26 protein-coding genes, 2 tRNA genes and 1 riboswitch are annotated in these 25,459 nt (G+C 48.5%); of the genes, 16 read left to right on the top strand and 12 right to left on the bottom strand.

Translation table 11 applies throughout. The annotated features are described in order from the left end of the window. Positions 1-56: 56 nt before the first annotated feature. Together ACTHSW_RS00230 and fba are read right to left on the bottom strand one after the other, a co-directional pair. Positions 57-986, bottom strand: coding sequence for a glycosyltransferase family 2 protein (locus ACTHSW_RS00230; RefSeq protein WP_070459424.1), 930 nt, complete (start codon positions 984-986; stop codon positions 57-59). A 128-nt stretch (positions 987-1,114) separates the two neighbouring features. Further along, positions 1,115-2,179, bottom strand: a complete 1,065-nt coding sequence (gene fba / locus ACTHSW_RS00225) for a class II fructose-bisphosphate aldolase (RefSeq protein WP_003686828.1) — start codon at positions 2,177-2,179, stop codon at positions 1,115-1,117. Between the two features lie 150 nt (positions 2,180-2,329). Here fba and ACTHSW_RS00220 point away from each other — a divergent pair, with 150 nt between their 5' ends. The 8 genes from ACTHSW_RS00220 to ACTHSW_RS00185 all read left to right on the top strand — a co-directional run bounded on the left by ACTHSW_RS00220 (position 2,330) and on the right by ACTHSW_RS00185 (position 9,052). Further along, entirely contained in the window at positions 2,330-2,758 is a 429-nt protein-coding gene (locus tag ACTHSW_RS00220; RefSeq protein ID WP_070459421.1) for an acyl-CoA thioesterase, read from the top strand. A gap of 1 nt (position 2,759) precedes the next feature. Further along, a complete protein-coding gene (locus tag ACTHSW_RS00215) occupies positions 2,760-3,653 on the top strand; it encodes a tyrosine recombinase XerC (RefSeq protein WP_070459419.1) in 894 nt (297 codons plus the stop codon). 352 nt (positions 3,654-4,005) lie between these two features. Further along, complete coding sequence (locus ACTHSW_RS00210; protein WP_070459416.1) at positions 4,006-4,953, top strand: energy transducer TonB; 948 nt, start codon at positions 4,006-4,008, stop codon at positions 4,951-4,953. Positions 4,954-5,055: 102 nt separating this feature from the next. Continuing rightward, positions 5,056-5,715 carry a MotA/TolQ/ExbB proton channel family protein gene (locus ACTHSW_RS00205; protein WP_049328854.1) on the top strand — a complete coding sequence of 220 codons (660 nt, stop codon included), beginning with the start codon at positions 5,056-5,058 and terminating at the stop codon, positions 5,713-5,715. Positions 5,716-5,718: 3 nt separating this feature from the next. Then, positions 5,719-6,153 (top strand): ExbD/TolR family protein, encoded by a 435-nt coding sequence (locus ACTHSW_RS00200; RefSeq protein ID WP_049328855.1) that lies wholly within the window; start codon positions 5,719-5,721, stop codon positions 6,151-6,153. A 132-nt stretch (positions 6,154-6,285) separates the two neighbouring features. Then, on the top strand, positions 6,286-7,947 hold the full coding sequence (locus ACTHSW_RS00195; RefSeq protein ID WP_440373727.1) for an electron transfer flavoprotein-ubiquinone oxidoreductase: 1,662 nt from the start codon (positions 6,286-6,288) through the stop codon (positions 7,945-7,947). Positions 7,948-8,031: 84 nt separating this feature from the next. Next, the gene (gene folP / locus ACTHSW_RS00190) at positions 8,032-8,883 is read left to right on the top strand and encodes a dihydropteroate synthase (protein ID WP_070459410.1); all 852 of its coding nucleotides are present in this window, start codon (positions 8,032-8,034) and stop codon (positions 8,881-8,883) included. A gap of 93 nt (positions 8,884-8,976) precedes the next feature. Then, a tRNA-Ile gene (locus ACTHSW_RS00185) sits at positions 8,977-9,052 on the top strand. A 514-nt stretch (positions 9,053-9,566) separates the two neighbouring features. On the opposite strand, the gene ACTHSW_RS00180 is transcribed toward ACTHSW_RS00185, so the two are convergent. After that, positions 9,567-10,025 (bottom strand): RrF2 family transcriptional regulator, encoded by a 459-nt coding sequence (locus tag ACTHSW_RS00180; RefSeq protein WP_049328858.1) that lies wholly within the window; start codon positions 10,023-10,025, stop codon positions 9,567-9,569. A gap of 146 nt (positions 10,026-10,171) precedes the next feature. Here ACTHSW_RS00180 and ACTHSW_RS00175 point away from each other — a divergent pair, with 146 nt between their 5' ends. Together ACTHSW_RS00175 and ACTHSW_RS00170 are read left to right on the top strand one after the other, a co-directional pair. Further along, a complete protein-coding gene (locus ACTHSW_RS00175) occupies positions 10,172-10,552 on the top strand; it encodes a hemerythrin domain-containing protein (RefSeq protein ID WP_070459407.1) in 381 nt (126 codons plus the stop codon). Positions 10,553-10,638: 86 nt separating this feature from the next. After that, positions 10,639-11,796 (top strand): NnrS family protein, encoded by a 1,158-nt coding sequence (locus tag ACTHSW_RS00170; protein WP_070459404.1) that lies wholly within the window; start codon positions 10,639-10,641, stop codon positions 11,794-11,796. Positions 11,797-11,899: 103 nt separating this feature from the next. On the opposite strand, the gene ACTHSW_RS00165 is transcribed toward ACTHSW_RS00170, so the two are convergent. The 3 genes from ACTHSW_RS00165 to ispB all read right to left on the bottom strand — a co-directional run bounded on the left by ACTHSW_RS00165 (position 11,900) and on the right by ispB (position 13,418). Continuing rightward, a tRNA-Arg gene (locus tag ACTHSW_RS00165) sits at positions 11,900-11,974 on the bottom strand. 18 nt (positions 11,975-11,992) lie between these two features. Then, positions 11,993-12,439 carry a DUF441 domain-containing protein gene (locus ACTHSW_RS00160; RefSeq protein WP_063076159.1) on the bottom strand — a complete coding sequence of 149 codons (447 nt, stop codon included), beginning with the start codon at positions 12,437-12,439 and terminating at the stop codon, positions 11,993-11,995. A gap of 4 nt (positions 12,440-12,443) precedes the next feature. Further along, positions 12,444-13,418, bottom strand: a complete 975-nt coding sequence (ispB, locus tag ACTHSW_RS00155; RefSeq protein WP_070459401.1) for an octaprenyl diphosphate synthase — start codon at positions 13,416-13,418, stop codon at positions 12,444-12,446. A gap of 262 nt (positions 13,419-13,680) precedes the next feature. Here ispB and rplU point away from each other — a divergent pair, with 262 nt between their 5' ends. The 3 genes from rplU (at position 13,681) to ubiM (ending at position 15,748) form a co-directional block, all read left to right on the top strand. Continuing rightward, positions 13,681-13,989, top strand: a complete 309-nt coding sequence (gene rplU, locus ACTHSW_RS00150; protein ID WP_002216394.1) for a 50S ribosomal protein L21 — start codon at positions 13,681-13,683, stop codon at positions 13,987-13,989. Positions 13,990-14,016: 27 nt separating this feature from the next. Beyond that, positions 14,017-14,289, top strand: a complete 273-nt coding sequence (rpmA, locus tag ACTHSW_RS00145; RefSeq protein WP_002212328.1) for a 50S ribosomal protein L27 — start codon at positions 14,017-14,019, stop codon at positions 14,287-14,289. Between the two features lie 274 nt (positions 14,290-14,563). After that, entirely contained in the window at positions 14,564-15,748 is a 1,185-nt protein-coding gene (gene ubiM, locus ACTHSW_RS00140) for a 5-demethoxyubiquinol-8 5-hydroxylase UbiM (protein WP_070459397.1), read from the top strand. A 68-nt stretch (positions 15,749-15,816) separates the two neighbouring features. Here ubiM and ACTHSW_RS00135 read toward each other — a convergent pair whose 3' ends face one another. Then, positions 15,817-16,494, bottom strand: coding sequence for a 7-cyano-7-deazaguanine/7-aminomethyl-7-deazaguanine transporter (locus ACTHSW_RS00135; protein ID WP_003748425.1), 678 nt, complete (start codon positions 16,492-16,494; stop codon positions 15,817-15,819). A 101-nt stretch (positions 16,495-16,595) separates the two neighbouring features. Beyond that, positions 16,596-17,069 (bottom strand): preQ(1) synthase, encoded by a 474-nt coding sequence (gene queF / locus ACTHSW_RS00130; protein WP_003748427.1) that lies wholly within the window; start codon positions 17,067-17,069, stop codon positions 16,596-16,598. Between the two features lie 3 nt (positions 17,070-17,072). Beyond that, a riboswitch (PreQ1 riboswitch) is annotated at positions 17,073-17,117 on the bottom strand. A gap of 147 nt (positions 17,118-17,264) precedes the next feature. Between queF and rfaQ the strand changes: the two genes are divergently transcribed. After that, positions 17,265-18,347: a putative lipopolysaccharide heptosyltransferase III gene (gene rfaQ, locus ACTHSW_RS00125; RefSeq protein WP_070459391.1), complete on the top strand. Its 1,083-nt coding sequence runs from the start codon at positions 17,265-17,267 to the stop codon at positions 18,345-18,347. Between the two features lie 6 nt (positions 18,348-18,353). Here rfaQ and ACTHSW_RS00120 read toward each other — a convergent pair whose 3' ends face one another. Then, complete coding sequence (locus ACTHSW_RS00120) at positions 18,354-19,334, bottom strand: hypothetical protein (RefSeq protein WP_070459388.1); 981 nt, start codon at positions 19,332-19,334, stop codon at positions 18,354-18,356. Positions 19,335-19,697: 363 nt separating this feature from the next. Between ACTHSW_RS00120 and ACTHSW_RS00115 the strand changes: the two genes are divergently transcribed. Beyond that, positions 19,698-20,993: a M23 family metallopeptidase gene (locus tag ACTHSW_RS00115; RefSeq protein WP_070459385.1), complete on the top strand. Its 1,296-nt coding sequence runs from the start codon at positions 19,698-19,700 to the stop codon at positions 20,991-20,993. Positions 20,994-21,089: 96 nt separating this feature from the next. Continuing rightward, positions 21,090-22,310: a nicotinate phosphoribosyltransferase gene (gene pncB / locus ACTHSW_RS00110; protein WP_070459382.1), complete on the top strand. Its 1,221-nt coding sequence runs from the start codon at positions 21,090-21,092 to the stop codon at positions 22,308-22,310. A gap of 166 nt (positions 22,311-22,476) precedes the next feature. Here the strand turns inward: pncB and ACTHSW_RS00105 are convergent, their stop codons facing one another. From ACTHSW_RS00105 to ACTHSW_RS00095, 3 genes are all read right to left on the bottom strand, one after another. Further along, on the bottom strand, positions 22,477-23,424 hold the full coding sequence (locus ACTHSW_RS00105; RefSeq protein ID WP_070459379.1) for an IS110 family transposase: 948 nt from the start codon (positions 23,422-23,424) through the stop codon (positions 22,477-22,479). Between the two features lie 571 nt (positions 23,425-23,995). Beyond that, complete coding sequence (locus ACTHSW_RS00100) at positions 23,996-25,168, bottom strand: zonular occludens toxin domain-containing protein (RefSeq protein ID WP_070459374.1); 1,173 nt, start codon at positions 25,166-25,168, stop codon at positions 23,996-23,998. Between the two features lie 9 nt (positions 25,169-25,177). After that, entirely contained in the window at positions 25,178-25,459 is a 282-nt protein-coding gene (locus ACTHSW_RS00095) for a DUF2523 family protein (RefSeq protein WP_070459371.1), read from the bottom strand.

Below are 25,459 nucleotides of genomic sequence, written 5' to 3'. Positions count from 1 at the left end.
ATATTGAAATAGATAAAGGCCGTCTGAAACCGAGGTTTCAGACGGCCTTTTATGGTTTAAGTGAATTTCAATTGGCTTTTTAAGAAATTGAAGAACTTGTCTATCATGCCAAACAACGTATTGCGGTCTTCGCCAAACAATGAAATGCTGCGGTCTTTGCTGATTCTGTCATAAGCGGCAAAAATGGTTTTCAGTTCTTCAGTGGTTAAACGCAGTTGCTTTTCATGCAAGATTCGGCTTAAGAGGGTTATTTCTACTGGGTTCAATTCAGGGAAAAGGTGACTGAACCACAATTCCATGGTGTATTGGACGGATCTGTTGATTTTGTCTTTTTTTTTGCTTTCTTGAGCTGTGTGTATCCTGTAAGACAACAAAGACTCAGGCAGGTTGGCAAAGGTTTTGCCATGTAGGGCGCATTGCACCCACATATGGAAATCGGGCGCGGTTTCTGTCGCGGTGTAGTTTATCTCAAGGTTTTTAATGCTGTCGTGCCGCCACATGGTGGTGGGGTTGAACATGTTTTGGGCGGCAAAGGAGAGAAAGGCTTTAATGTCTTTGTCGAGCAGGGGGAGGTCGCTTAAAACGGGTTCTCTTCCGGTTTGGTCATCAAAAAAGATGGTGGCTTGGCTGCCGACAATATCGATTTCGGGATGGCTGTCTAAGAAGTGAATTTGTTTTTCAAAACGATCCAAGGCGCAAATATCGTCCGCATCCATTCGTGCCACATATTCGACCTCTACGTCTTTGAGCATATCCATGGCAAATTGGCAGGCAAACGGCTCGCCCTTGTTTTCCGGAAGATGGAAAACCTGCAAACGTGAATCTTTGGCTGCGTAAGCCTCGAGGATTTCGCCGGTTTTGTCTGTTGAAGCATCGTTGATGGCGATGACGAAAAAGTCGCGGAATGTTTGACTCAATACCGAATCCAAGCATTCGGTCAAATAAGCTTCGGCACAATAGGCCGGCAAAATAACGGCAAGTTTCATGTTTGCTTTCGATGTGTTTTGATGTGTAGTCGGTGGAAGATTTTACTATAAATTTCCCAAAAGCTAAGGCCGTCTGAAACCTTATTTTCAAGTTTTCAGACGGCCTTAGTGTGAATCCGATATACGGATTATTTAACGATTTGGTTCAATTCGCCTTTAGCGTATTTGGTTGCCATTTTTTCCAAAGAAATTGGTTTGATTTTGTCGGCTTGGCCTTCGCAACCGAATGCGAGGTAGCGGTCAAGACAGATTTGTTTCATGGCTTCGACGGTTTTGCTCAAGTATTTGCGCGGGTCGAATTCGGATGGGTTTTCTGCCATGAAGCGGCGGATGGCACCGGTAGAGGCGAGACGCAAGTCGGTATCGATGTTGACTTTGCGGACACCGTGTTTGATGCCTTCGACGATTTCTTCAACCGGTACGCCGTAGGTCTCACCGATTTTGCCGCCGTGTTCGTTGATGACTTTCAGCCATTCTTGCGGAACGGAGCTGGAGCCGTGCATCACGATGTGGGTGTTAGGCAGGGCTTGGTGGATTTCTTTGATGCGGTCGATACGCAATACATCGCCTGTGGGCGGACGAGTGAATTTGTATGCGCCGTGGCTGGTGCCGACGGCAATAGCCAATGCGTCAACGCCGGTATCTTTAACGAAACGTACGGCATCTTCAACGCTGGTCAGCATTTGGTCGTGGGAAAGTTTGCCCACTGCGCCGACGCCGTCTTCTTCGCCGGCTTCACCGGTTTCGAGGTTGCCCAATACGCCGATTTCGCCTTCAACGGACACACCGCAAGCGTGGGAGAAGTTAACCACGGTACGGGTGGCGTTGACGTTGTATTCGTAAGAAGAAGGGGTTTTGCCGTCTTCCATCAGCGAGCCGTCCATCATTACGGAGGAGAAGCCCAGTTGGATGGAGCGTTGGCACACATCAGGAGATGCGCCGTGGTCTTGGTGCATCACGACAGGGATGTGCGGGAATTCTTCGACTGCGGCCAAAATCAGATGGCGCAGGAATGGGGCACCTGCGTATTTGCGTGCGCCTGCGGATGCTTGAACGATAACGGGGGCGTTGACTTGGTCGGCCGCCTCCATGATTGCGCGCATTTGTTCGAGGTTGTTAACGTTGAATGCGGGCAGACCGTAGCTGTTTTCGGCAGCATGGTCCAATAATTGGCGCATGGATACGAGTGCCATGAGGAGCTCCTGAAGTAGTGAAGGGTAAATTTATCCGATAAATTATAATGTTTTTTGAAATGAAAAACTACAAGCTGCTACATTGTTTTTATATATTAACGAACAGGGTCTCGGTTTATAATGGCGTAGTATTGAAAACGGGTGTGCAAAATGGATAGGATTTTGGTGGTCGAATGTGGTAAGCCTTTGTTTCAGACGGCCTTGACGGTGCAGGTGGGCGATGTGAACTATGGAGGTCATCTGGCGAACGATGCTGTGTTGCGTTTGTGCCATGAAGTGAGGATGCGTTGGCTGGCGAAGCTGGGTTGGAGCGAAATGGATGCCGGAGGGGCAGGCCTGATTATGGCGGATGCGGCGGTGCAGTATTTGGCGCAAGGTCATCATGGTGATGAGCTGTCGGTGGAAATGGGGGCGGCGGGTGTGGCCGGTGTGGGCTTTTCTTTGCTGTACCGTATCTGCAGGATTTCAGACGGCCTTGTGCTGGCGAAAGTGCAGACAGGCATGGTGTGTTTCGATTATGTTAAGCAGCGTGTCTGCCGTTTGCCTTCGGCATTGAAAACGGCATTGGAGGCCGTCTGAAATGGCGGAATCAAATTTTGCGCTTCATCTTGAACGCTATCTGAAAACCTTGCTGCAACAAGGCAAGTCGGAGCATACCGTTTCCGCTTATCGGCGCGATTTGAGTGAGTTGATGCGCCTGTTGCCCGATAACCTGGGAAACGGCCTGCCGACGCGCCGTGATTTTGTGGCGGTATTGAAAAAGCTGTCGCAAAAGGGCTTAAGCGAAAGTAGCTTGGCGCGGAAATTGTCGGTGTGGCGGCAGTATTGCAGTTGGCTGGTGCAGATAGAAGTTATGGAAAGCGACCCGACATTTAATATGAAAGCGCCGCGCCTGCCCGAACGCCTGCCCAAAGCTTTGCCGCAAGAACCTTTAAACCATATCCTTGACCATGCGCCGGTTGATGACGAGTTGGACGTACGCGATAAGGCCATGTTTGAATTGATGTATGGCAGCGGTTTACGCCTGAGCGAGATACAAGGGTTGAATCTGAACAGTATCGTCTTGGACGAAGGCTGGGTCAGCGTGAAGGGTAAAGGCGGAAAGCAGCGGCAAGTGCCTTTGGTGGGCAAGAGCATTGCGGCATTGCGTGATTATTTGGCAGTGCGTATTGCCAAAGAGGGTGAGCAGGCCTTGTTCACCAATAAGAACGGCAGCAGGCTGGGGCAACGTCAAATCCAAAAACGCCTGCAGGCGTGGGCAGTGCGCGTGGGCAGCGCCAGCCATATCTCGCCGCACATGATGCGCCACAGCTATGCAACCCATCTTTTGCAGGCATCGGGCGATATCCGTGCAGTACAGGAATTGTTGGGGCACAGCAACCTTTCCGCTACGCAAGTTTATACAAAGTTGGACTTTGACCATTTGGCGCGTGTTTATGATGAGGCGCACCCAAGGGCGAAACGGAAAAAATGATTTTGTTTGAATCAGGCCGTCTGAAAGAATGTTTTCAGACGGCCTGATGTTTTATGGATAAAAAATACAGATGGTTTGAAACCATTTGAATTTTTATCGGTCTGATGAGGTTTAAATATTGGCCTGATGTGCGGATGGCATAAAGATTGTAAGAGTCGATGGCTTTTTTAATACCGTTTATCTTTTCAGATGGCCGCTTGTTTGATAATATTAGTAATGAGAGCTAATATCATATTATGATATACAGCCTTTAAAACAGCAGGTCTATAAACTTTCTCTATAAGCATTAATGCTTATTTTGACTGTAAAACGACTTGCAAACGGGAATTGTTGCTATTAACATAACGGAATTATGGATAAAAAACGAATTTTAACTCCAGCCGTCGTGACTTCCGTTGCGTTGATTCACGTCGGTTTGGTTGCACTTTTATGGCACGCGCACAAACCGCCTCCTGTCGAAATAGCGAATATTGAATTTGTCGATTTAGGCGATTTCGGCGGTGGCGACGGTAGTCCTGAGGGCGAAGGCGCACCTGCCGCCCCCGAGCCTGCCCCCGAACAACCGAAGCCAAAACCCAAACCTAAGCCTGTCGAGCCGCCCAAACCTGTTATCAAACCTGTGGTAACGAAAAAAGAAAAAGCGGATATCGTACAGCAAAAGGAAAAACCGAAACCTATCGAGAAACCTAAGCCCGAGCCTAAGCCAGAACCCAAACCTGAGCCGAAGCCCGAGCCAAAACCAGAGCCAAAACCAGAGCCAAAACCAGAGCCAAAACCAGAGCCGAAGGCAGAACCTAAACCATCTCCCAAAGCATCTGAACACTCAGGCAGCAAAACCGGGCCGAATACTGCTGAAAACGGTAAAGGCAACGGAGAAGGCAAAGCCTTGGGCGGAGAAGGAAAAGGCAACGGCGGCGGTACGAAAGGTACAGGCAGCGGCCGTGGCGAAGGCAGCGGATCCGGCAGCGGCGGTGCGAAAGGCGAACATGGCTCCGGTACCGGTGGCGGAGGTGGTGGCAGCGGTACAGGTGCCGGCAGCAGTAAAGGCAATCCTGCAAAAGGAACCTGCCATATTCCAAGACCTCCGTATCCTTCACTGTCCACTGAAAATGGTGAAGAGGGCTTGGTTGTTTTGAAAGTCTTGGTTGGTCCTGGCGGTAAAGTGGATTCAATTAGTGTGAATAAATCAAGTGGTTATAGTCGTCTGGATAATGCAGCGCGTAAAGCCGTTAAAGATGGTAGCTGTCATGCAAGTGTTTGGACTGAATTTAAAGTACCTGTCAAATTCACGCTCGAATAAGTATCTAGGCCTAAGCTGATTGATTAGAAAATATATGCTGTTGGGGAATGATTTTAAATGACCCGATAGAAATTTTAATTTTATTTTTAACTTGGAAAAATTATGGATTTAAGTTTAGTTTTCAAATCAGGTGATGTGGTACTGATTGGTGTATTTGTCCTGATGTTGTTGATGAGTGTGGTGACTTGGAGCGTCATCGTGATCCGTTGCATCAAATACCGCAAAGCGAAAAAAGGCAATGCTCAGGTAAAAGAGTTGATGCTGAATGCGTTTACGCTGGCTGACGCCGTACAAAAAGCCAAAGCGGTAGAAGCACCGATGAGCAATGTTGCCGATGAGTCTCTGCGCGCATACCAAAACTACCGTCAAACGACAAGCAAATCGCTGATTGACGAATTGCCTTTGAACGAATACTTGGTCGTTCATATCCGTAACAGTTTGGCTCAAACCATGCGCCAGTTTGACTACGGTATGACCGCTTTGGCCTCTATCGGTGCAACCGCTCCTTTTATCGGTCTGTTGGGTACTGTTTGGGGTATTTACCATGCCCTGATCGGCATCAGCGAAAGCGGTCAAATGAGCATTGCTGCGGTAGCCGGTCCGATTGGTGAGGCTTTGGTGTCGACTGCTGTCGGCCTGTTTGTGGCGATTCCGGCCGTATTGGCGTACAACTTCCTCAATCGCGGTACGAAAACCATCGCGCAAGATATGGACGCATTTGCACATGACCTGCATGTCCGCCTTCTGAACCAAAAGGATTAAACCATGGCTTTCGGATCAATGAATTCCGGCGATGATGCGCCGATGTCGGATATCAACGTTACGCCTTTAGTGGACGTGATGCTGGTGTTGCTGATTGTATTTATGATTACCATGCCGGTGCTGACCCACTCGATTCCTTTGGAGTTGCCGACTGCTTCGGAAAAAGCGGCGAAAGAGGATAAGCAGCCTAAAGATCCTTTGCGTTTGAGCATTGATGCCAGTGGTGCCTATATCGTTGGCGGCGATTCCGATACCAAAGTGGATTTGGCAACGGTAACTGCCAAGCTGAAAGAAGCCAAAGCGAAAAACGAAGATGTGATTGTGGCGATTGCGGCGGATAAAGCGGTTGAATACGATTATGTTAACCAAGCCCTGCAAGCGGCACGCGAAGCCGGTATCAGCAAAATCGGTTTTGTAACGGAAACCAAAGCGCAATAATCTTTTGAATATAGTAAAGGCCGTCTGAAATTTGAGTAAAGTTTCAGACGGCCTTTTGTTGTATTTGGTAACTATATGTCCAGGCTGTATAATTAGCGGATTAAATTGAATAACGACAATACAGGAACCGCCATGACAGAAACCATCGAACGCGACAGTATGCAATACGATGTCGTGATTGTCGGCGCAGGCCCGTCGGGTTTGTCCGCCGCCATCAAACTCAAGCAGCTTGCCGAAAAGAATGGACGCGAAATCAGCGTTTGTGTGGTGGAGAAGGGTTCGGAGGCCGGTGCGCACTCGCTGGCCGGTGCCATCATCGATCCGATTTCTTTGAATGAGCTGATTCCTGATTGGAAAGAAAAAGGCGCGCCGCTGACGCGTACAGTGACGAAGGACAGGGTTTTGTTCCTGACCGAGAAAAAAGCCTTCAACTTGCCGGTTACCCCGAATTTCGACAACCATGCGAACTATATTGCCAGCTTGGGCGAAGTCGTGCGCTGGCTGGCGGAGCAGGCGGAAAATTTGGGTGTGGAAATCTATCCGGGCTTTGCCGCTGCCGAAGTGCTGTATCACGAAGACGGTTCGGTCAAAGGCATTGCGACCGGCAATATGGGTGTGGGCAAAGACGGAGAACCGACCGAATCATTCCAGCCCGGCATGGAGCTTTGGGCGCAACAAACCATATTTGCCGAAGGCTGTCGCGGCTCGCTTTCCAAGCAAGTTATTGAACAATTTAAGCTCGACCAAAACAGCGAGCCGCAAACTTACGGCTTGGGCATTAAAGAAATTTGGGAAGTGCCGTCTGAAAAACATCAGCCCGGTTTGGTCATGCACAGCGCAGGCTGGCCGTTGGACAGCAAAACCTACGGTGGCTCGTTTATTTATCACTTTGACGAAAACAAAGTCGCTGTCGGTTTTGTGGTCGGCTTGGATTATCAAAACCCTTATTTGTCGCCGTTTGAAGAGTTCCAACGTTTCAAAACTCATCCTGAAATCCGCAAAACCTTTGAAGGCGGCCGCCGTATCGCTTATGGCGCGCGTTCGCTGATTGAAGGCGGTTTGCAAAGTTTGCCGAAGCTCTCGTTCAAAGGCGGCGTTTTAATTGGCGATGCGGCGGGTTTCCTGAATATGCCGCGCATCAAAGGCATTCATACCGCGATGAAATCCGCCATGCTCGCCGCAGAAGCAGTATTTCCTTTGTTGGAAAACCTCGAAGAAGTGGAAAGCTTCGATAGCGGCAAAGAGGCCACCGATTATCAGCAACGCTTTGAACAAAGTTGGCTGTATCAAGAGCTTTACGCCGCGCGCAATGTCCGTCCGTCATTCAAATGGGGCGTTTACCTCGGCTCAATCTATACCGGTATCGACCAAATGATTTTCAGAGGCAAAGCCCCTTGGACTTTGAAACATCACGGCAAAGACAACGAGCAGCTCAAAAAAGCCTCCGAATGCAAGCCGATTGATTATCCGAAGCCCGACGGTGTTTTGACCTTTGACCGTTTGAGTAGTGTTTTCCTTGCCAACCTTGCGCACGAAGAAAACCAGCCCGACCATTTGGTGCTGAAAAATCCGCAGGTCATGATAGACGTAAACTACAAAGAATACGCCTCGCCCGAAACCCGCTATTGTCCGGCCGGCGTATATGAAATCGTCGAAGAAAACGGCAGTCCGCGTATGCAAATCAACGCTGCCAACTGCGTCCACTGCAAAACGTGCGACATCAAAGACCCGACGCAAAACATCACTTGGATTTGCCCTGAAGGCGCAAGCGGACCGAATTACGGCGGAATGTAATTTACTGTTTTGAAGTCAAAACCTAAAGGCCGTCTGAAAAGTTTCAGACGGCCTCTATCCTATTATTTCATCAATGGAAGCATTATGAACACGCACATTTGGCAGGCAGGCCGATTTGAAATCGCCTTAGACAAACCGAAAATTATGGGCATCGTCAATCTGACCCCCGATTCATTTTCCGATGGCGGCAACTATTCGCAAAATGTCCCAATAGCATTGGCACATGCCGAGCAGCTTCTGAAAGACGGTGCGGATATTCTCGATATCGGCGGCGAATCTACCCGTCCGGGTTCGGATGATGTTTCTCTCGAAGAAGAATGGGCCAGGGTGCAGCCGGTTTTAGCGGAAGTGGCCAAGTGGAATGTTCCCGTCAGTTTGGACACACGCCGTACGGCGATTATGGAAAAAGCCTTGGCACAAGGCGGCGTGGACATTATCAACGATGTTGCCGCATTGAGTGATGAAGGCGCAGTCGCATTGCTGGCGCAACAGCCGAATACAGGCGTGTGTCTCATGCACATGCAGGGTTTGCCCAAAACCATGCAGCTTAATCCGCAATATCAAGATGTCGTCGAAGAGGTCGCGCGCTATTTAAAAGCACGCGCGGCAGAATGCGTTCAAGCAGGCATTGCCTCTGAACGCATCACGTTAGACCCCGGCTTCGGTTTCGGCAAAAACCTGCAACACAACATCACCCTGATAAAACATTTGCCTGAGTTGATGGACGCAACCGGATTCCCGCTTCTGATCGGTGTATCGCGCAAACGTATGATTGGCGAGCTGACAGGAGAACAAGATGCCTCTAAACGCGTACACGGCAGCGTCGCAGCCGCTTTGGCCACAGTCGCCCGAGGCGCGCAAATCATCCGTGTTCACGATGTCAAAGCAACATCGGACGCTTTGAAAGTTTGGGAAGCATTGGGCATATCGGCATAATACCTGAATAGAAAACCAACAGGCCGTCTGAAACATTTGCCCGGCATCTTGAACAAGCAACAAGTTATGCTATAATCCGCTTTTACTCTTGACGGGTCTGTAGCTCAGGGGTTAGAGCAGGGGACTCATAATCCCTTGGTCGTGGGTTCGAAACCCACCGGACCCACCAAATATTAAAAATGCCCGAGGCTTTTGGCTTCGGGCATTTTTGTATTTATTGATTTTTGAAGGGTTGGAATATAATGTGAACAACAGCATAAAAATCAACCTATAAAATGAATACAAAAGGTTAAAGCACATTTAGGTAATGCTTTTTTAGGCTGAAAAGGGCTTATCACATTGACACCCTTATAGTCGTTGAGGGTAAATTTGATTTTGATTATCAGCCGCCTGAGCCGGGATTGGTATATAACGTTCCCAATTTTGTATTGGAAAAAGACCGTTACGTTGATTGGGAAGATACTTGGCGTACTTTTTGACTAGGGAATAAGTAAATGGCGAACAGTTACTTTTTGCTTGCTCTGGTTGATATCTTTCTATTATTTTAAAATTAGCAATGCCGTCTGAAAATCCTAATTTCAGACGGCATTTTTTATTTTTCCGAGTAATACCACATGGCCCTATATTGAGAGGCTGATGATTATTTCGATATAACTGGACTGTTTTTCAGACGGCCTGAAGATTTAATCAACCATTCTGCGTATTTCGTTGATTGGGATACGCGGGGTATAGAGTATGTCGTAGGTTGGTTTGTCCAAAAGATCTTGCAGGGAGTATTGATCTAAATGGTTGAAGAAGGCTTTGATGGCGCCGGTAATGATGCCGGTCAGTCGGCAGGATGGGGTGATGAGGCATTCGTTGTTATCGCCCATGCATTCGACAACCTGCATCGGCTCCAGATGGCGCACGACTGCGCCGATGTTGATTTTTTCGGGAACATCCGCCAAGCGCAAACCGCCGCCTTTGCCGCGTACGCTGACCAGAAATCCGCCTTTGACTAATGAGGTAACCACTTTCATTAAATGGCTTTTGGAAATATTGTAAGTCTCGGCAATGGTGCTGATATTGACGAGGGTGTCATCATTAATGGCGGTATAAACCAATACGCGCAATCCGTAATCGGTATGTTGGGTCAGATACATAGCTGGCTCTTTGAATATTTTTCTTATATGTCAAAAGGGTAGTGTTTGGTAAGGGGTTGTTTGACTTTATGTGGGATTGGGTTTCATAATATCTGAAACATTTGAATTAATCCAGTTTGACAAACTGTTGCCATTATAACGAACTTATGAAACCCTTGAAACGCCACCCTGCCTTAATAGAACTTTCCCGCGAGCATCATGGCTCGCTGTCGTTGTGCGTCCGTCTCCTGCGTACGCCGGAGCAAAGCCACCAAGCGGAGCTGGATCCTCATTTTGTGGAGCTTGAGCCACATTTTTTGGAGGAGGAAACCATGTTTGCGCCGTATTGGGATAAGGTTGATCCGGCGTTGAGGCAGCGTTTTGAAGGCGATCATGCCAAGCTGCGTGCGATGATGGCTCATCCTGAATATATGAATGAATCATGGAATAAGGATTTTGCGGTAACTTTGCGTGATCATGCGCGTTTTGAGGAGCGCGAGCTTTTTCCTGCGATTGAACCTTTTTTGCCTTTGCCTGAGAATGTGTAATAGGAAAGGGAATCGATGGCCGTCTGAAAAGTTTCAGACGGCCTCTGTTGCTGTTTTATAATGATATAAAAATTGAAGGAACCACCATGAACGATTTGTTCAAACATCCTGTATGGGCAATGGCCTTCCGCCCGTTTTATTCGTTGGCGGCTTTGTATGGCGCATTGTCTATATTGCTTTGGGGCTTTGGCTATCAGGGTACGCCTGAATTGCCGGGTTTGTATTGGCATGCCCATGAAATGATTTGGGGCTACGCCGGATTGGTTGTCATTGCATTCTTGCTGACGGCCGTGGCAACTTGGACTGGCCAGCCGCCCACGCGCGGTAAGGCGTTGGTAGGTTTGACCGCATTTTGGCTGCTTGCGCGTTTATGTGTGTTTATTCCCGGCTGGGGTGCGACGGCAAGTGGCATATTCGGCACGATCTTTTTCTGGTATGGCGCGGTATGCATGGCTTTGCCGGTAATTCGTTCTCAAAATAAGCGCAACTATGTTGCTGTGTTCGCTATTTTTGTTTTGGGCGGCACCCATTTCGCCTTCCATCTGAAAGTGCAGCCGTTTGATGCCATTGCGCTGATGACCGGTTTGCAATCCGGTTTAATTATGGTGGCCGGATTTATCGGTTTGATCGGCATGCGGATTATCTCGTTCTTTACGTCCAAGCGCCTGAATGTGCCGCAAATTCCCAGCCCTCAATGGGTAGCGCACGCTTCACTTTGGCTGCCTATGCTGACCGCCATGATGATGGCGCATAATATTTTGCCGGGACTGGCTGCGTTGTTTGCTCTGGCTGCCGGTGTGATTTTTACTGTGCAGGTGTACCGCTGGTGGTATAAAGCCGTACTGAAAGAGCCTATGCTTTGGATTTTGTTTGCCGGCTATCTGTTTACAGGCTTGGGCTTGATTGCTGTCGGTATTTCTTATTGGATTTCAAGTTTCCTGAATTTGGGCGTACACCTTATCGGCGTTGGCGGTATCGGCGTGCTGACTTTGGGCATGATGGCACGAACCGCGCTTGGCCATACCGGCAACTCTATTTATCCGCCGCCTAAAGTGGTTCCTGTTGCCTTTTGGTTGATGATAGCCGCAACGGTTGTCCGTGTTTTGGCAACCTTTGTGAGCGGTACGGCATATACGCACAGTATCCGTTGCTCCGCCGCTTTGTTTGCCGTGTCTCTGCTGTTGTACGCATGGAAATATATTCCTTGGCTGATCCGTCCGCGTTCGGATGGTCGTCCGGGTTAACGGTTTGGCAAAATGAAAAGGCCGTCTGAAAAGTTTCAGACGGCCTTTATTTATTGATAATAAAAAAAGCTTTTCAAAGTATGAAAGGCTTTTATTGAAACTGTGGCCTCGCCAACAGGAATCGAACCTGTATTTTACGCTTAGGAGGCATACGTTCTATCCGTTGAACTATGGCGAGGCGTTAAAGGAAGGGATTTTAAACCTTTCCGGCAACAAAAGACAATAAGCCGGCGGCAATCAAAGGGCCGACCGGAATACCGCCGACAAAAGCAACGCCGATGACGGTACCGATTAATAATCCGGTTACCAAAACAGGCTGTTCGCTCATCAATGGAACACCGCGTCCGGCAAGCCAAGCGACGAAGATGCCGATAAGGACGGCGGCAATCATTTTGAAATTGAGAAACTCAGACAGCGGCGGAATCTGTATTTTGCCCGAAACCAGCGGACTCAATACGCCGATGGTCAGTATAATGATGCCCACTTGCAGGCCGTGTTTTTCCACGAAGGGAATGTATTGCGACAAAGCGGTTTGCTGCATCAGCAATAAGACGGCCGCCGAAATCGTAATCGAGTTGTTGTTGCTGACAACGCCCAAAAAAATCAGCGTAACCAGAAACAAAGGGACAAAGCTGAAATTCATCGGATTAAGATACTCGGGCTAAGGATTCTTTTGCCAGTTGGATCATGGCTTCTTTGACTTCGCTGTCAGGCAACACGTTCAATGAAGCGATGGCTTTGTCGACGGCTTTTTTCGCCTCGGAAATCGAATACGGCAAAGCATCGGAGTTGACGACATAGTCGTGGATTTTTTCAAAATAGCTGCGGTCGGCATTTTCCAAAGCGTGGCGCACATCATTTGCTGCCTGCTCGGAGCCGTTTCTCATCAGATAAATCAATGGCAGGGTAGGTTTGCCTTCCGCCAAATCGTCGCCGACGTTTTTGCCGATTTCTTCGGTTTCACCTGAGTAGTCCAATACATCGTCAATGATTTGGAAAGCCGTACCGACGTACATGCCGTAGTCTTTCAAGGCTTGCTCGTGTTCAGGGGAAGCCTTGCCCAAAATTGCGCCGACTTGCGCTGCCGCTTCAAACAATTTTGCTGTTTTGTATTGGATAACTTGGACGTATTGCTCTTCGGTAATATCCGTATTGCCGATGTTCATCAGCTGCATGACTTCGCCTTCGGCGATGATGTTGGTCGCGTCTGCCATCACTTCCAAAATACGCATACTGCCCGAACCAACCATCAGTTGGAAGGCGCGTGTATAGAGGAAGTCGCCGACCAAAACAGCCGCCGCGTTGCCGAAGAGGTTGTTTGCCGTTTTACGACCGCGGCGTAAATCGCTTTCATCGACGACATCGTCGTGTAGGAGGGTGGAGGTGTGGATGAATTCCACCATTGCTGCCAGCGAGTACAGTTTTTCATCGTCATGCCCGACTGCTTTGCCTGCCAAAATGGTAATAATCGGACGCAGGCGCTTACCGCCCGCGCTGATGATGTATGTGCCGATTTGCGAAATCAGCGCAACATCAGATTGAACAGCTTGGTTGATGACCGCATTAACTTTGGCAAGGTCATCGGGCAGGTGGCGTTGGAAGTAAGGCAGGTTTTCGAACATAAAACATTCTCTGTTGACAAAACGGAGCGGGGCTCCAATGAATCTGTTTAAACCCGTACATTCGGTCGGGGTAATAACGTTACATAAAGATATCAGCAATCCAGCGCGTGATTATATCAGTTAAAAAGCATGCAACATATCTTTCAGACGGCCTTTTCACTTGTAAATAAAATAAATTTTGACAAAACAGGCAAATAGAAATAGAATAGCTCGTTTCGCACATGGTGTGCGGAATGTTAACCTAATTCTCATGGAGTTGAGTATGTACGCGGTCGTAAAAACCGGCGGTAAACAATACAAAGTTTCCGTTGGCGAAAAATTGAAAGTAGAACAGATACCAGCCGAACTCGACAGCCAAATCGAACTGACTGAAGTTTTGATGATTGCTGACGGCGAATCTGTAAAAGTAGGCGCACCTTTTATCGAAGGCGCAAAAGTAACAGCTAAAGTCGTTGCTCATGGTCGTGGCGAGAAAGTACGTATTTTCAAAATGCGTCGTCGCAAACACTACCAAAAACGCCAAGGCCATCGCCAAAATTTCACCCAAATCGAAATCGTGGCAATCGCCTAATTTCAAGTAAGTTCAGGAGTATTACAAATGGCAAGTAAAAAAGCAGGCGGTAGCACCCGCAACGGTCGCGATTCAGAAGCCAAACGTTTGGGCGTTAAAGCCTACGGCAACGAGCTGATTCCGGCAGGCTCTATCATCGTTCGTCAACGTGGTACTAAATTCCACGCAGGTGACAACGTAGGCATGGGCAAAGACCACACTTTGTTTGCTAAAGTCGACGGTTACGTTGAATTCAAAACCAAAGGCGCGCTGAACCGTAAAACCGTCAGCATCCGTCCTTACACCGGTTCTGAAGAATAATCGTTTTACGATTGAAAGCCGCATTCCTTTTCGGAATGCGGTTTTTGTTTGTCAGACTGTTTTGTCTGTTTGATAAAATCTGTATGTCGTGAAGGTTGATTTATATTAAGGCCAAAGTAAAAACGTGCTTATAATCGATGGCCTTTGTTTTATTCTATTGACTCTTTCTATATAATCTATCAAATGCCTTTGATTTACCCTCATGTAGCTAAACACAGTAAACTTAAGGCCGTCTGAAAAAATCCGTATCAGTTGAATACAAGGAATTCCTCCCATGAGCTTACACAGTGATATTCTCGTCGTCGGCGCAGGCCCTGCCGGATTAAGTTTTGCCGCAGAGTTGGCCGGAAGCGGTTTGAACATAACCCTGATTGAAAGAAGTCCTTTAGAAGTGTTGCAAAATCCGCCGTATGACGGCCGTGAAATCGCACTGACGCATCTGTCGCGTGAAATCATGCAGCGATTGGGTATGTGGGATTTGATTCCAAAAGACGAAATTTATCCTTTGCGCGATGCCAAAGTGTTGAACGGTCATTCCGATTACCAACTCCACTTCCCGCAACCGACTCAGGCGCGTGGCGAGCCTGCGGACTGCTTGGGCTATTTGATCTCCAACCACAATATCCGCAAAGCCGCTTATGAAGTCGTGTCCAAATTGGACAACGTGAAAATCCTGGCCGGCACCAATGTTAAAGAAGTCAAAACTTCTGACGATGAGGCGCAAGTTATTTTGGAAAGCGGCGAAGTATTGACCGGCCGTCTGTTGTTGGCCGCCGATAGCCGTTTCTCGCAAACACGCCGTCAATTGGGCATTTCTTCCGATATGCACGATTACAGCCGTACCATGTTTGTGTGCCGCATGAAGCATACTTTGTCCAACCTGCATACCGCATATGAATGCTTCCATTACGGCCGCACCATTGCGTTGCTGCCTTTGGAAGAACACTTGACCAATACAGTGATTACGGTAGACAGCGATAAAGCCGAAACGATTAAAAACATGTCGCCGGAAGAATTGGCAGCCAGCGTGAAAGAGCAACTCAAAGGCCGTTTGGGCGATATGGAATTGGTTAGCACTATTCACAATTATCCTTTGGTCGGTATGATTGCCCAACGTTTCTATGGCAAACGCAGCGCGCTGATCGGCGATGCCGCGGTCGGTATGCATCCGGTTACTGCGCACGGTTTCAACTTGGGTCTGGCAAGTGCCGATCTTTTGGCTAAATTGGTGCTTGAAGCCGAGCAACGCGGTCAGGATATTGGTGCGAAGAGCCTGCTGGAAAAATACAGTACCAAGCATATGTTCCACGCCCATCCGATTTACCACGGCACCAATATGTTGCTGAAACTCTTTACCAATGAAACTGCTCCGGCGAAACTGCTGCGCGGTTTGGTATTGCGTGCAAGCAATAACTTCCCGCCGCTGAAAAAACTGATTACCAAACAATTGACCGGTTAATCATTTGAAAACATAAAAGGCCGTCTGAACGATTACAGTTTCAGACGGCCTTGTTTTTTATCTATTGTTTATTTGGCTAAAACCGATTCGGGCATTTCTTGGCGGACGTTTAAGGAAGTCAGTTTTTTGGTCAAGATGCTCAATACGATGCCGTAGGCAGGCAGGAAGAAGAGTGTGCAGATGGCGAGTTTGAACAGATAATCGACAAATGCGATGCCCTGCCAGTTTGCCGCCATAAATTCATCGTTGCTCGCATAAAAGGCAACGGCGAAAAACACCAGCGTGTCCAAAGCGTTGCCGACAACGGTAGAAGCTGTGGGGGCAATCCACCATGATTTCAGACGGCGTAATCTGTTGAACACGAAAATATCGAGGATTTGCCCGAGCGCATAGGCGGAAAAGCTGGCCAATGCGATACGGCCGACGAAGGTGTTAAATTCGGCCAAAGATGCCCAGCCTGTCCAGTTGCCGTCATGAAAGAGGACGGAGAAGACGTAAGAGAGCAGCAGGGCGGGGAACATCACCCAAAAAATAATCCGTCTCGCCAATGGTGCGCCGAAAATGCGCACGGTCAGGTCGGTAGCGAGGAAGATAAAGGGGAAGGAAAATGCGCCCCAAGTGGTAAAGATACCGAAAATTTGAAAGGGGAACTGTACCAGATAGTTGCTGGCGGCAATAATAAAAATATGGAAAAGCACCAGCCAGAAGAGCGCTTTCTTCTGCTGTGCGGCGGTAAATTCGTACATAGAAATCTTTCGGAAGTTTTTCAGACGGCATGAAGCCCTGCGAGACCGTGCAATAGAGAAAGTCTCGCAATAAAAAGGGCGGTTAGGCCGTCTGAACGGGATTATTGTGCATCGTGCTCAAACAGGCGTTTGCGTGCCAAAGCTTCAAACTCTGTGCCTGCTTTGCCGTAGTTGGCAAACGGATGAATGGCGATGCCGCCGCGTGGTGTGAATTCGCCGAATACTTCGATGTATTTCGGATCCATCAGGGCGATGAGGTCTTTCATGATGATGTTGACGCAGTCTTCATGGAAGTCGCCGTGGTTGCGGAAGCTGAAGAGATAGAGTTTCAGTGATTTGCTTTCCACCATTTTGATATGGGGGATGTAGCGGATGTAGATGGTGGCAAAGTCGGGCTGGCCGGTCATCGGGCAGAGGCTGGTGAATTCGGGGCAGACGAATTTGACGAAATAGTCGTTGTCGGGATGTTTGTTGTCGAACGCTTCCAAAATTTCAGGCGCGTATTCGCTTGGGTATTGGGTTTTCTGGTTGCCCAAAAGGGAGATGCCTTGCAGCTCTTCGTTGTTGCGGGACATGAGGTTTCCTTAGTTTTTTAATGTGGGAGGTTTTCGAACCACGGGGTGCGGATTGTAATATAAATTGCATGGCTTGTGCGGATTTTATAGCGATGAATCAGCAGGATAGGTTTCAGACGGCCTGTTTTGTATTTTATGAAACCTGTTTTCCGCTTTACAATAGCAGCCAATCAACAGGCCGTCTGAAAGTTTTGTATGTCTTTAGCCCAACCCAAACGTATTCTGATCATCAAATTGCGCCATCATGGCGATGTGCTTTTGAGCACGCCGGTGGTCGATGCGCTGAAAACCCGTTTCCCCGATTGCGAAATCGATATGCTGGTATACGCCGGTACGGAGCAGCTGATTGCCGATAATCCGCAGATTACGCAGATTTTTACCATTGATCGAAATTGGAAGAAGCTGGGCGTATTCAAGCAGTTGGCATGTGAGAAAAACCTTTTTTCAAAGCTGAAGGCGCGTGATTATGACTGGGCTTTCAACCTGTCCGATCAATGGCGCGCGGCGGTAATCGCCAAACTGTGCGCCCGTTGCAGCGTGGGTTTGGACTGCATCAAGCGTGACGGATTCTGGTGGCGTTTCTGTCATGATTTTATCAACCATGAGCTTGATACCAGCCATCATATCGTTGAGAACCAATTGAATATCCTTGCGCCGCTTATCCAGCCGGAAGACGTGGCCGATGCGAAAGTACGCCTTTGGGTGGCGCAAGATGCAAGGGAAAGCATGCGGCAGAAATTGCGTGAGCAGGGTTGGAGCGGCGAAGATTATGTGTTGTTGCACCCGGGTGCGCGTTGGCATTTCAAATGTTGGGAAGACGGCAAGAATGCCGCCATCGTACAGCTTCTGCTCAACAGCGGGCAGAATGTCGTGTTGACTGCTTCTCCCGACACTGTCGAACAATACATGCTTCAGGAAATTATAGGCCGTCTGAATATTCCGGAAGGCAGAAAAGTATATGTGTTGTCCGGATGCTTGAGCCTGCGTGAATTGGCGGCGGCCATTGAGGGAGCCAAACTGTTTGTCGGTGTCGATTCTGCACCGATGCACATCGCTGCTGCTTTGGATAAACCGCAAATTGCTTTGTTTGGCGCGTCATGGGTGGATAAATGGCGTCCGTATTCCGAGCAGGCCGAAGTCATTTATGCCGGCGATTATGCCGAATTACCGCATCCTGACAGTATCGACACTAACGATCCGACACGTCTGTTGAGAGCGATTCCGTTGCAGGATGTGTGGGATAAAATTTCTGCCAAATTGGAGGCGTTGGAGGCTTAAAACCGCTTACCACGATCCGTTAAACGGTTTAGCTTTGCGCCAAAATGCCCATTTGGAACGGCGGCCGATTTCCAGCGTGCCGCCGTTTTCGCCGTCTGTGGCAATGCACACGGTTTTCAGACGGCCTGAAGCGAGTGCGTCCCATAAAGGCGCAAACCAACGGGTTTCCCAGCTTTCCAAAATATCTTTGTATGCCCAAACATCGCCTGTCTGCAAGGTGGAAACCAAGTCGTCCAAAAAGATAAGGCCGTCTGAAACTGTGCTGCCTGTTTCTTGAACCATCTCAAACCAAGCCTTCAAATCGTATGGTGCATTGATTTTGGGCGTATCTGAAAAACGCGCCCATGCGCTGTCTGAAGCGACAATATCCGCAGACTGTGTACCGTCCGCGTCATTCCACAGCCATAAACCGTTGATTTCCGGAAAGCCTTGTTGTTCACGCGCTTGGTTAATCGGATGCGTGTGGAGAAACATTTGGATTTCCGTCTGCATGGCCAACCAAGACACCGCATCTTCGCCATGTGCCTGACCGTCCATTTCCGGCTGCCCGCACACATCCAAAACACATTCCGCGCCCCAATCTTCAATCTTCGACATACTGAGCAGCCACATACTTTCGCAAAGCGGCTCGAATTGCCAATCTTTATCTTGATAAAACGCCGACAAATCCGCACATAACCGCTGAGCCTCCTCTTTTGGGATGCCGATAAACTCGCCGCTGATAATGTTGACATGGTGCATGCCCATTTGTTGCCAAACCGGAGAGGCAAAAGCGGCCGCGCGTTTTTGGTTTGTGTGGCGTAAACGTTGCACTTGGGCAATAAGGCTGCCGCTCCACAAATGGCGTCCGTAAAATTCAGACGGCTTGAGTGTTTCTTTGCGTAATATGCCGTAACGCAAAAGATGGTTAAAAGCAGGTAAGGCAAGCGCAGGCACGGATTCGTCGGCAAAGCGGTTGAGCGAGGGGAGGGCGAGGGTCAGCTTCATAAGCGCAAATAGATAGGAAAACCGTTATTTTACGCGACAAATGATGCGTTTCGGAACCTTGCCCTCACGCCCTGAAAAAGAGCCGTTCAGACGGTCGGTTTGGAAAAAACGGGCTGTCATGCTAGAATGCGTGGCGTAAATTTCAGAAAAACAGGGTGTAAATCAACACAATAGCCCTGATAATAACGTCAATCTCAAACACGACCTCATTTATTCCGAATGAAAACCTGATTTTCAGATCGGAAAAAAGACTCAAAGTCCTTTATCCCCAAAACTGTTTAAACCAGCAGGCGGTCGCGGCAGACCGGATGTGCCGGCATTCTGCAAACCTCAAAAAACAGACCGCCCCATTAAGGATAACGCGTGATTAAAAACAAATATTCCACTCGATTTAAAGCAACCCTCTTAGCGTTTCTGCTGCCGGCTTCAGGCATCATGACCGCATACGCCATTACCTACCCTCAACCTGCACAGACCGATTTCAAAGTCGAGCGTATTTCCGAAGAGCTGCCTGCCGTTTATGTGGAAACCAATACCTATCAATCCAGCTATTGGGCGCAAGAAGCCGTCCAAGCCGGCGACTCTTTGGCAGACGTTTTGACGCGCATGGGTGTCAACCAAGAAGACATCAAGCAAATCATGGCGAAAAACAATGCCAACCTCGACATGAAAAACCTGCGGACCAACCAATCCGTCAACATCCGCATCGACTCTTCAGGCCAAGTGACCGACGTTCAATTCTTTACCGATGAAGAATTGGAACGCAACTTGGTGGCTTTGGAAAAAGTCAAAGGCAAATGGCGCATTTCCAATGCCGAAATTGACATGAAAACCATGCCGACCCTGCGCTCCGTGCAAATCCGCACATCCGCCATCGGCGATATGCTCCGTGCCGAAATTCCTTCCGAAGTGTATATCCAGCTCAAAGAAATCTTTGCCGATTCGTTCAATATGAGTGACTTGGGCGAAGGCGATACCGTGCGTCTTTTGTACAACAGCATGTATTTCCGCGGCCAGCAAATGGCGGTCGGCGATATTTTGGCAGCTGAAGTGGTTAAAGACGGCAAAACTTATCAAGCCTATTATTACAGCCAAGGCAAAGGCGACGAAGAAAGCGGTAGCTACTACGACCAAAACGGTAAGTCCCTGCAACAAAAAGAAGGCTTTAATACCGAGCCTGTTGCATACACGCGCATTTCTTCTCCGTTCGGCTACCGTGTCCACCCGGTTCTGCATACCGTCCGTATGCACACCGGTATCGACTATGCCGCGCCGACCGGTACGCCGATTAAGGCCGCTGCCGACGGCGAAGTGATTTTCAAAGGTTGGAAAGGCGGTTACGGCAATACCGTGATGATTCGCCATGCCAACGGTGTGGAGACCCTGTACGGCCACATGAGCGCATTCAGCCCTGCCGACGGCAGAGTCCGCGCCGGCGAAGTGATTGGTTTTGTGGGTACAAGCGGCCGTTCGACCGGTCCGCACCTGCACTACGAAGCACGTGTCAACGGCCAGCCGGTCAACCCGACTACCGTCGCCTTGCCGACGCCGAAATTGACCCCGACCAATATGGCCGCGTTCCGCAAACAGCAAAAAGATGCCAGCACGATGTTGTCTACCATCCGCTCTTTGCCGGTTTCCGTAGCGCAGCTGGATTAAATAAGGTAAAGGCCGTCTGAATAAGATTTCTTTCAGACGGCCTTTCCTATTAAAATCGATATCCTCATCAAGCCTACGTTTACTCAGAGAAAACTTATGTCTGCTTATCAGCCCATTATCCAATCCCTGCTTGATACCGACCTGTACAAATTCACCATGCTGCAAGTCGTGTTGCACCAATTCCCGCAAACCCACAGCCTCTACGAATTCCGCTGTCGAAACAAAGAGATGGTGTATCCGCTGGCCGATATTCAAGAAGACTTGGAACGCGAACTCGACTCCCTGTGCCAGCTGCGCTTTACCCATGACGAACTTGCCTATCTGCGCAGCCTGCGTTTTATCAAAAGCGATTTTGTCGATTATCTCGAACTTTTCCAACTCCAACGCCGCTTCGTCCAAGTCAGCCCTGATGACCAAGGCCGTCTGAACATCCGCATCGAAGGCCCGATGATACAGGCGATGTTCTTCGAGATTTTCATTCTTGCCATCGTCAACGAACTCTATTTCCGCAGCTTGGAAACGCCTGCCGTCATCGAAGAAGGCGAGCGCCGTTTGCAGGCCAAAGCGCAACAGCTGAAAGAAATTGCAGCTACACAAAATCCAAATGATCCGCCGTTCCTTATTTCCGATTTCGGCACGCGCCGCCGCTACACCCTCGCATGGCAGGAACACGTTATCCGCACCTTGCTGGAAGCTGCTCCCGATATCGTGCGCGGTACCAGCAACGTTTATCTGGCCAAAAAAATCGGCATCACACCCATCGGCACCATGGCGCACGAGTTCCTCCAAGCCTTCCAAGCCTTGGACGTACGTTTGCGCAATTTCCAAAAAGCCGCGCTGGAAAGTTGGGTGCACGAATACCGCGGCGACCTCGGTATCGCCCTGACCGACGTAGTCGGCATGGATGCCTTCTTGCGCGACTTCGACCTGTACTTTGCCAAACTCTTCGACGGCCTGCGCCACGACAGCGGCGATCCTTATGTTTGGGGCGACAAAGCCTACGAGCATTACAAAAAACTCAAAATCGACAGCCGCACCAAAATGCTGACCTTTTCAGACGGCCTCGATATTGAGCGTTCATGGGCGTTGCACCAATACTTCAAAGACCGTTTCAAAACCAGTTTCGGTATCGGTACCAACCTGACCAACGATTTGGGACACACGCCTTTGAACATTGTCTTGAAGCTCGTCGAGTGTAACGGCCAATCCGTCGCCAAGCTCTCCGACTCCCCGGGCAAAACCATGACCACCAACAACACCTTCCTCGCTTACCTGCGCCAAGTGTTTGACGTACCTGAGCCGGAAGAGAAAGCCTAAAAACAAAGATAGTGTATTTCACAGTCAATAAACTTTACATTTCTTAAAGTTGCAATAATACGCACCCTGATTTGTTCAGGGTGTTTTGTTTGATATTAAATGGTTTTGCGTTTTATTTTTTTATTTAGTAAATTAAAAATCGCCGGCGAAAACCAGGTTTAATTTTTCATTTATATCTTTCCACTTGAAAATCTTGGCCGTTCTTCAAAAGTGTGAACGCTATTACCGCCAGTTTCCGCATGAGTGCGACAATTATCACTTTCGGCCTTTTGCCGTTCTTTTGTAGTCGGCTTACATACTTGGCAAAGGTGCTGCTTCGGTATGCGTGCATAGCCGGAATAAACAAGGTTGTTCGCAAATGGGTATTGCCCAGCTTAGAAATACGCGGTCTGCCTTTTAGGCTTGTTCCTGACTGGTTTTCCTTGGGGTCTAAGCCTAGGTAGGCTACAAATTGCGCTGCGGTCTTGAACCGGTCCGTTTGGGTCAGAACTGATAAAAGGCTATTGGCCGCTGCTTCGCCTATGCCTGTGATGGTTTTCAGGCGCTCTTTTTGGATTTTGTAGTCGGGATTGTCTTTGTGAAACTGGTTCAGTTGGTTTTGAACGGCTTTGATTTGCTGTTGAAGATGGGTAATGGTGGACTGTATCAGTGGGAGCAGGTAGGCGGGGGCGGTTTGGAGTTTGGTTTGTTCGGCTGCTTTTTGGCGTTTCAGACGGTGTTGGTATCGTGTCAGTTCTCGCAGTTTGGTTTGTGCTTCGGTGGGTTTCTGCCACGGTCGGGGTTCTAGTGCTTTGCAGTATTGGGCTATAGTTTTTGCGTCTTGACGGTCTGTTTTGGTTCTTTGTAAAACGGCTGTCCCGAAACCTTTTATTTTACGTGGGTTCTCTACACTCATTCGGTAGTATTTGCTCAAATATTCAGCTGCTGCTTCGTAGTATTTCCCTGTTGCTTCGCAGCAGCAATGAAGCCTTTCTGTTGCGCCGTTTTCTTTTAGCCAGTCTTTCAGGTCTTGAAATCCGGCCTGGCTGTTTTTGAACTTACGCTCAAAAAAAAGGCCGTCTGAAATCAGACAGCAATCTATTGTTAATTTCGATACGTCTATGCCTAAGTACATGGGGTTTTGCCTTATGAATACGGGCTTTTTGCCCTAGATAGTGTTCAAATTCAGGTTATTAGAAGACCCGTGCTTCAATCTTTGTTACAGCCTTGTGGCTGTGCCGTACTTACGAAGTCACGGGCTTTGCTTGGTGTTTCGTCAAACGCCAAGCCCTGAAAATGCTGGTTTCACGTTCAGGGCTTGGGGCTTTAAATGTTTTTGCCTTCGGCGACGTTCGCCACGTGGCAGGGGGTGGGGTAAAAAAACCACCCCACCCCTTTGCCCTAGCGTTTTAGGGTTGGCTAGCGTCAAGGGGTATCCAAAAAGATTTATAAAGACGATAAAGCTGTCTTTACAAATCTTTCTGGACGTCCTCCCCCTGACTTGTGGTTAGGTGTGCGATTGGACTGCGAACATTAAGACCCCTGCTGCGCATAATACAAGAAAAATAATAGCAAGACCGAAAATAAAAATGCCAAATTCCTTAATCAACATTTTGAAATAAGCCGTGCCATGCTTTCTATGGATGTGAATTATTGCATAAACAACCAAACACGAAATAACAAATTCTAATGCGTTCATCGTTTCCCTAATTTATTTTTCCGCCCTCATTACTTAGGGCTTTATCTTCGTATCCGTCATACATTAAATTCTGCGGACTCTTTCCACCCATTGTCAAGACTTGCGGTTTTTCTGATACTGATGAATTTGAATCAGCCGTTAATGCTTCGTTTTGTTTAGTTTTATAAGGGTTGAAGGGCAAGCCATCTTTAATATAGCTTAAACAGGTTTTTTTGCTAATTTCTGAAATTTTAGACCCTTGGTCTGTATAGCAATTACAGCCATTATCGCTTTTTACGCACGCGGACGGCCAAGGCATGACTTTTACGGCTTTGTTCATGCCGTCGTATATAGGGGCGGTTTCGGGGCGTTCTGCGATACGGGGCTGATAGTCTTCTTCTGTCAAATGAGGCTTGGGCGGTTCGGACGGCGTTTGCACCTTTGCTGCTGCGTACTGCCCCGCTGCGCCGTCGTCCGCCGCGGGAGCGGCTGCCGCCTGCGCTTCGGGGCTTGCCGCTGACGCGGCAATGTGTGCCTGTGCCGTTTGTCCCTCTATTATTGGTTTTTCCATATTTTTCCAAAAGGATGAGAAATAATACAAACCTCCACCAAGCAAGGCTATTGCGATGGGTATCAGATAAAGAACCTTGCTGCGCTTGGTTCTGATTTTGGTGTGTTCTTCAGCGGACTTGTACAGCCCATACACGCTTTTATCAAGCCTATACACGCTGATTAGGGCTTCCCTGATGTTTGCCCTGCTTTCAGGGTCTTTTGCGCCGCCTGTCGTCCATTCGAGCTTACGGCGCAGTCCTAAATTAGTCTTGCCGAAATGGGTGTGGTGTTCTATCAGTCCGCGCAAATGGACGTCTATCAGACGGGGATGTTGAGTTATCAAGAGGAAATCAAGACCACGGTGTCTATGTGTTTCAAGTTCGGCGACGTAGTCAGGTACTTTCGAACCGCTAGGACGTGGGCGGAATATGCGTTGGCATTCGTCAACAACGATAATCGCGCCCGGCGGTGCCCACTTCGGCCATGTCTGAATGCTTTCTCCTTCTGGTATTTCTTCATGTGGTATTTTCAGGTCAAGAATGCCGTCTACATAAAGCGGACGATTCATAAAGTCTTTTTGCTTGGCAAGCATGGAAACGACTTTCAGGGTTTTGCCCGAACCCGGTACGCCTGTTAACAGATATAACATGTTTTCTTCCTATTTCGACTGAATGATGGTAGACAGTTTTTTAAAGCCTTTTAGGGATATTACGAAGCTGAACGCACCAAATATCCAATTCAGAATGACACCGAATCCCGCTATATACAGTATTTGCAAGGCTTCGTCGGGGAAACCGCCGATACTACGGCTTATTTCGTTAATGAAATAATCCTGCAAAGCATTCAGTCCTGTTACTGAAATAAAACTCAAACCTACGGCGGTCAGTATGCGCCCTGCTACGGACATGAGGACGCCTGTTATCAATGATGCCCAGTTCAT

The organism is Neisseria sp. P0008.S004 (assembly GCF_051962755.1).
GTDB lineage: Bacteria > Pseudomonadota > Gammaproteobacteria > Burkholderiales > Neisseriaceae > Neisseria > Neisseria subflava_A.
Note: the sequence above shows the minus strand (reverse complement) of the source record. Positions and strands in the feature narration are given on the sequence as shown.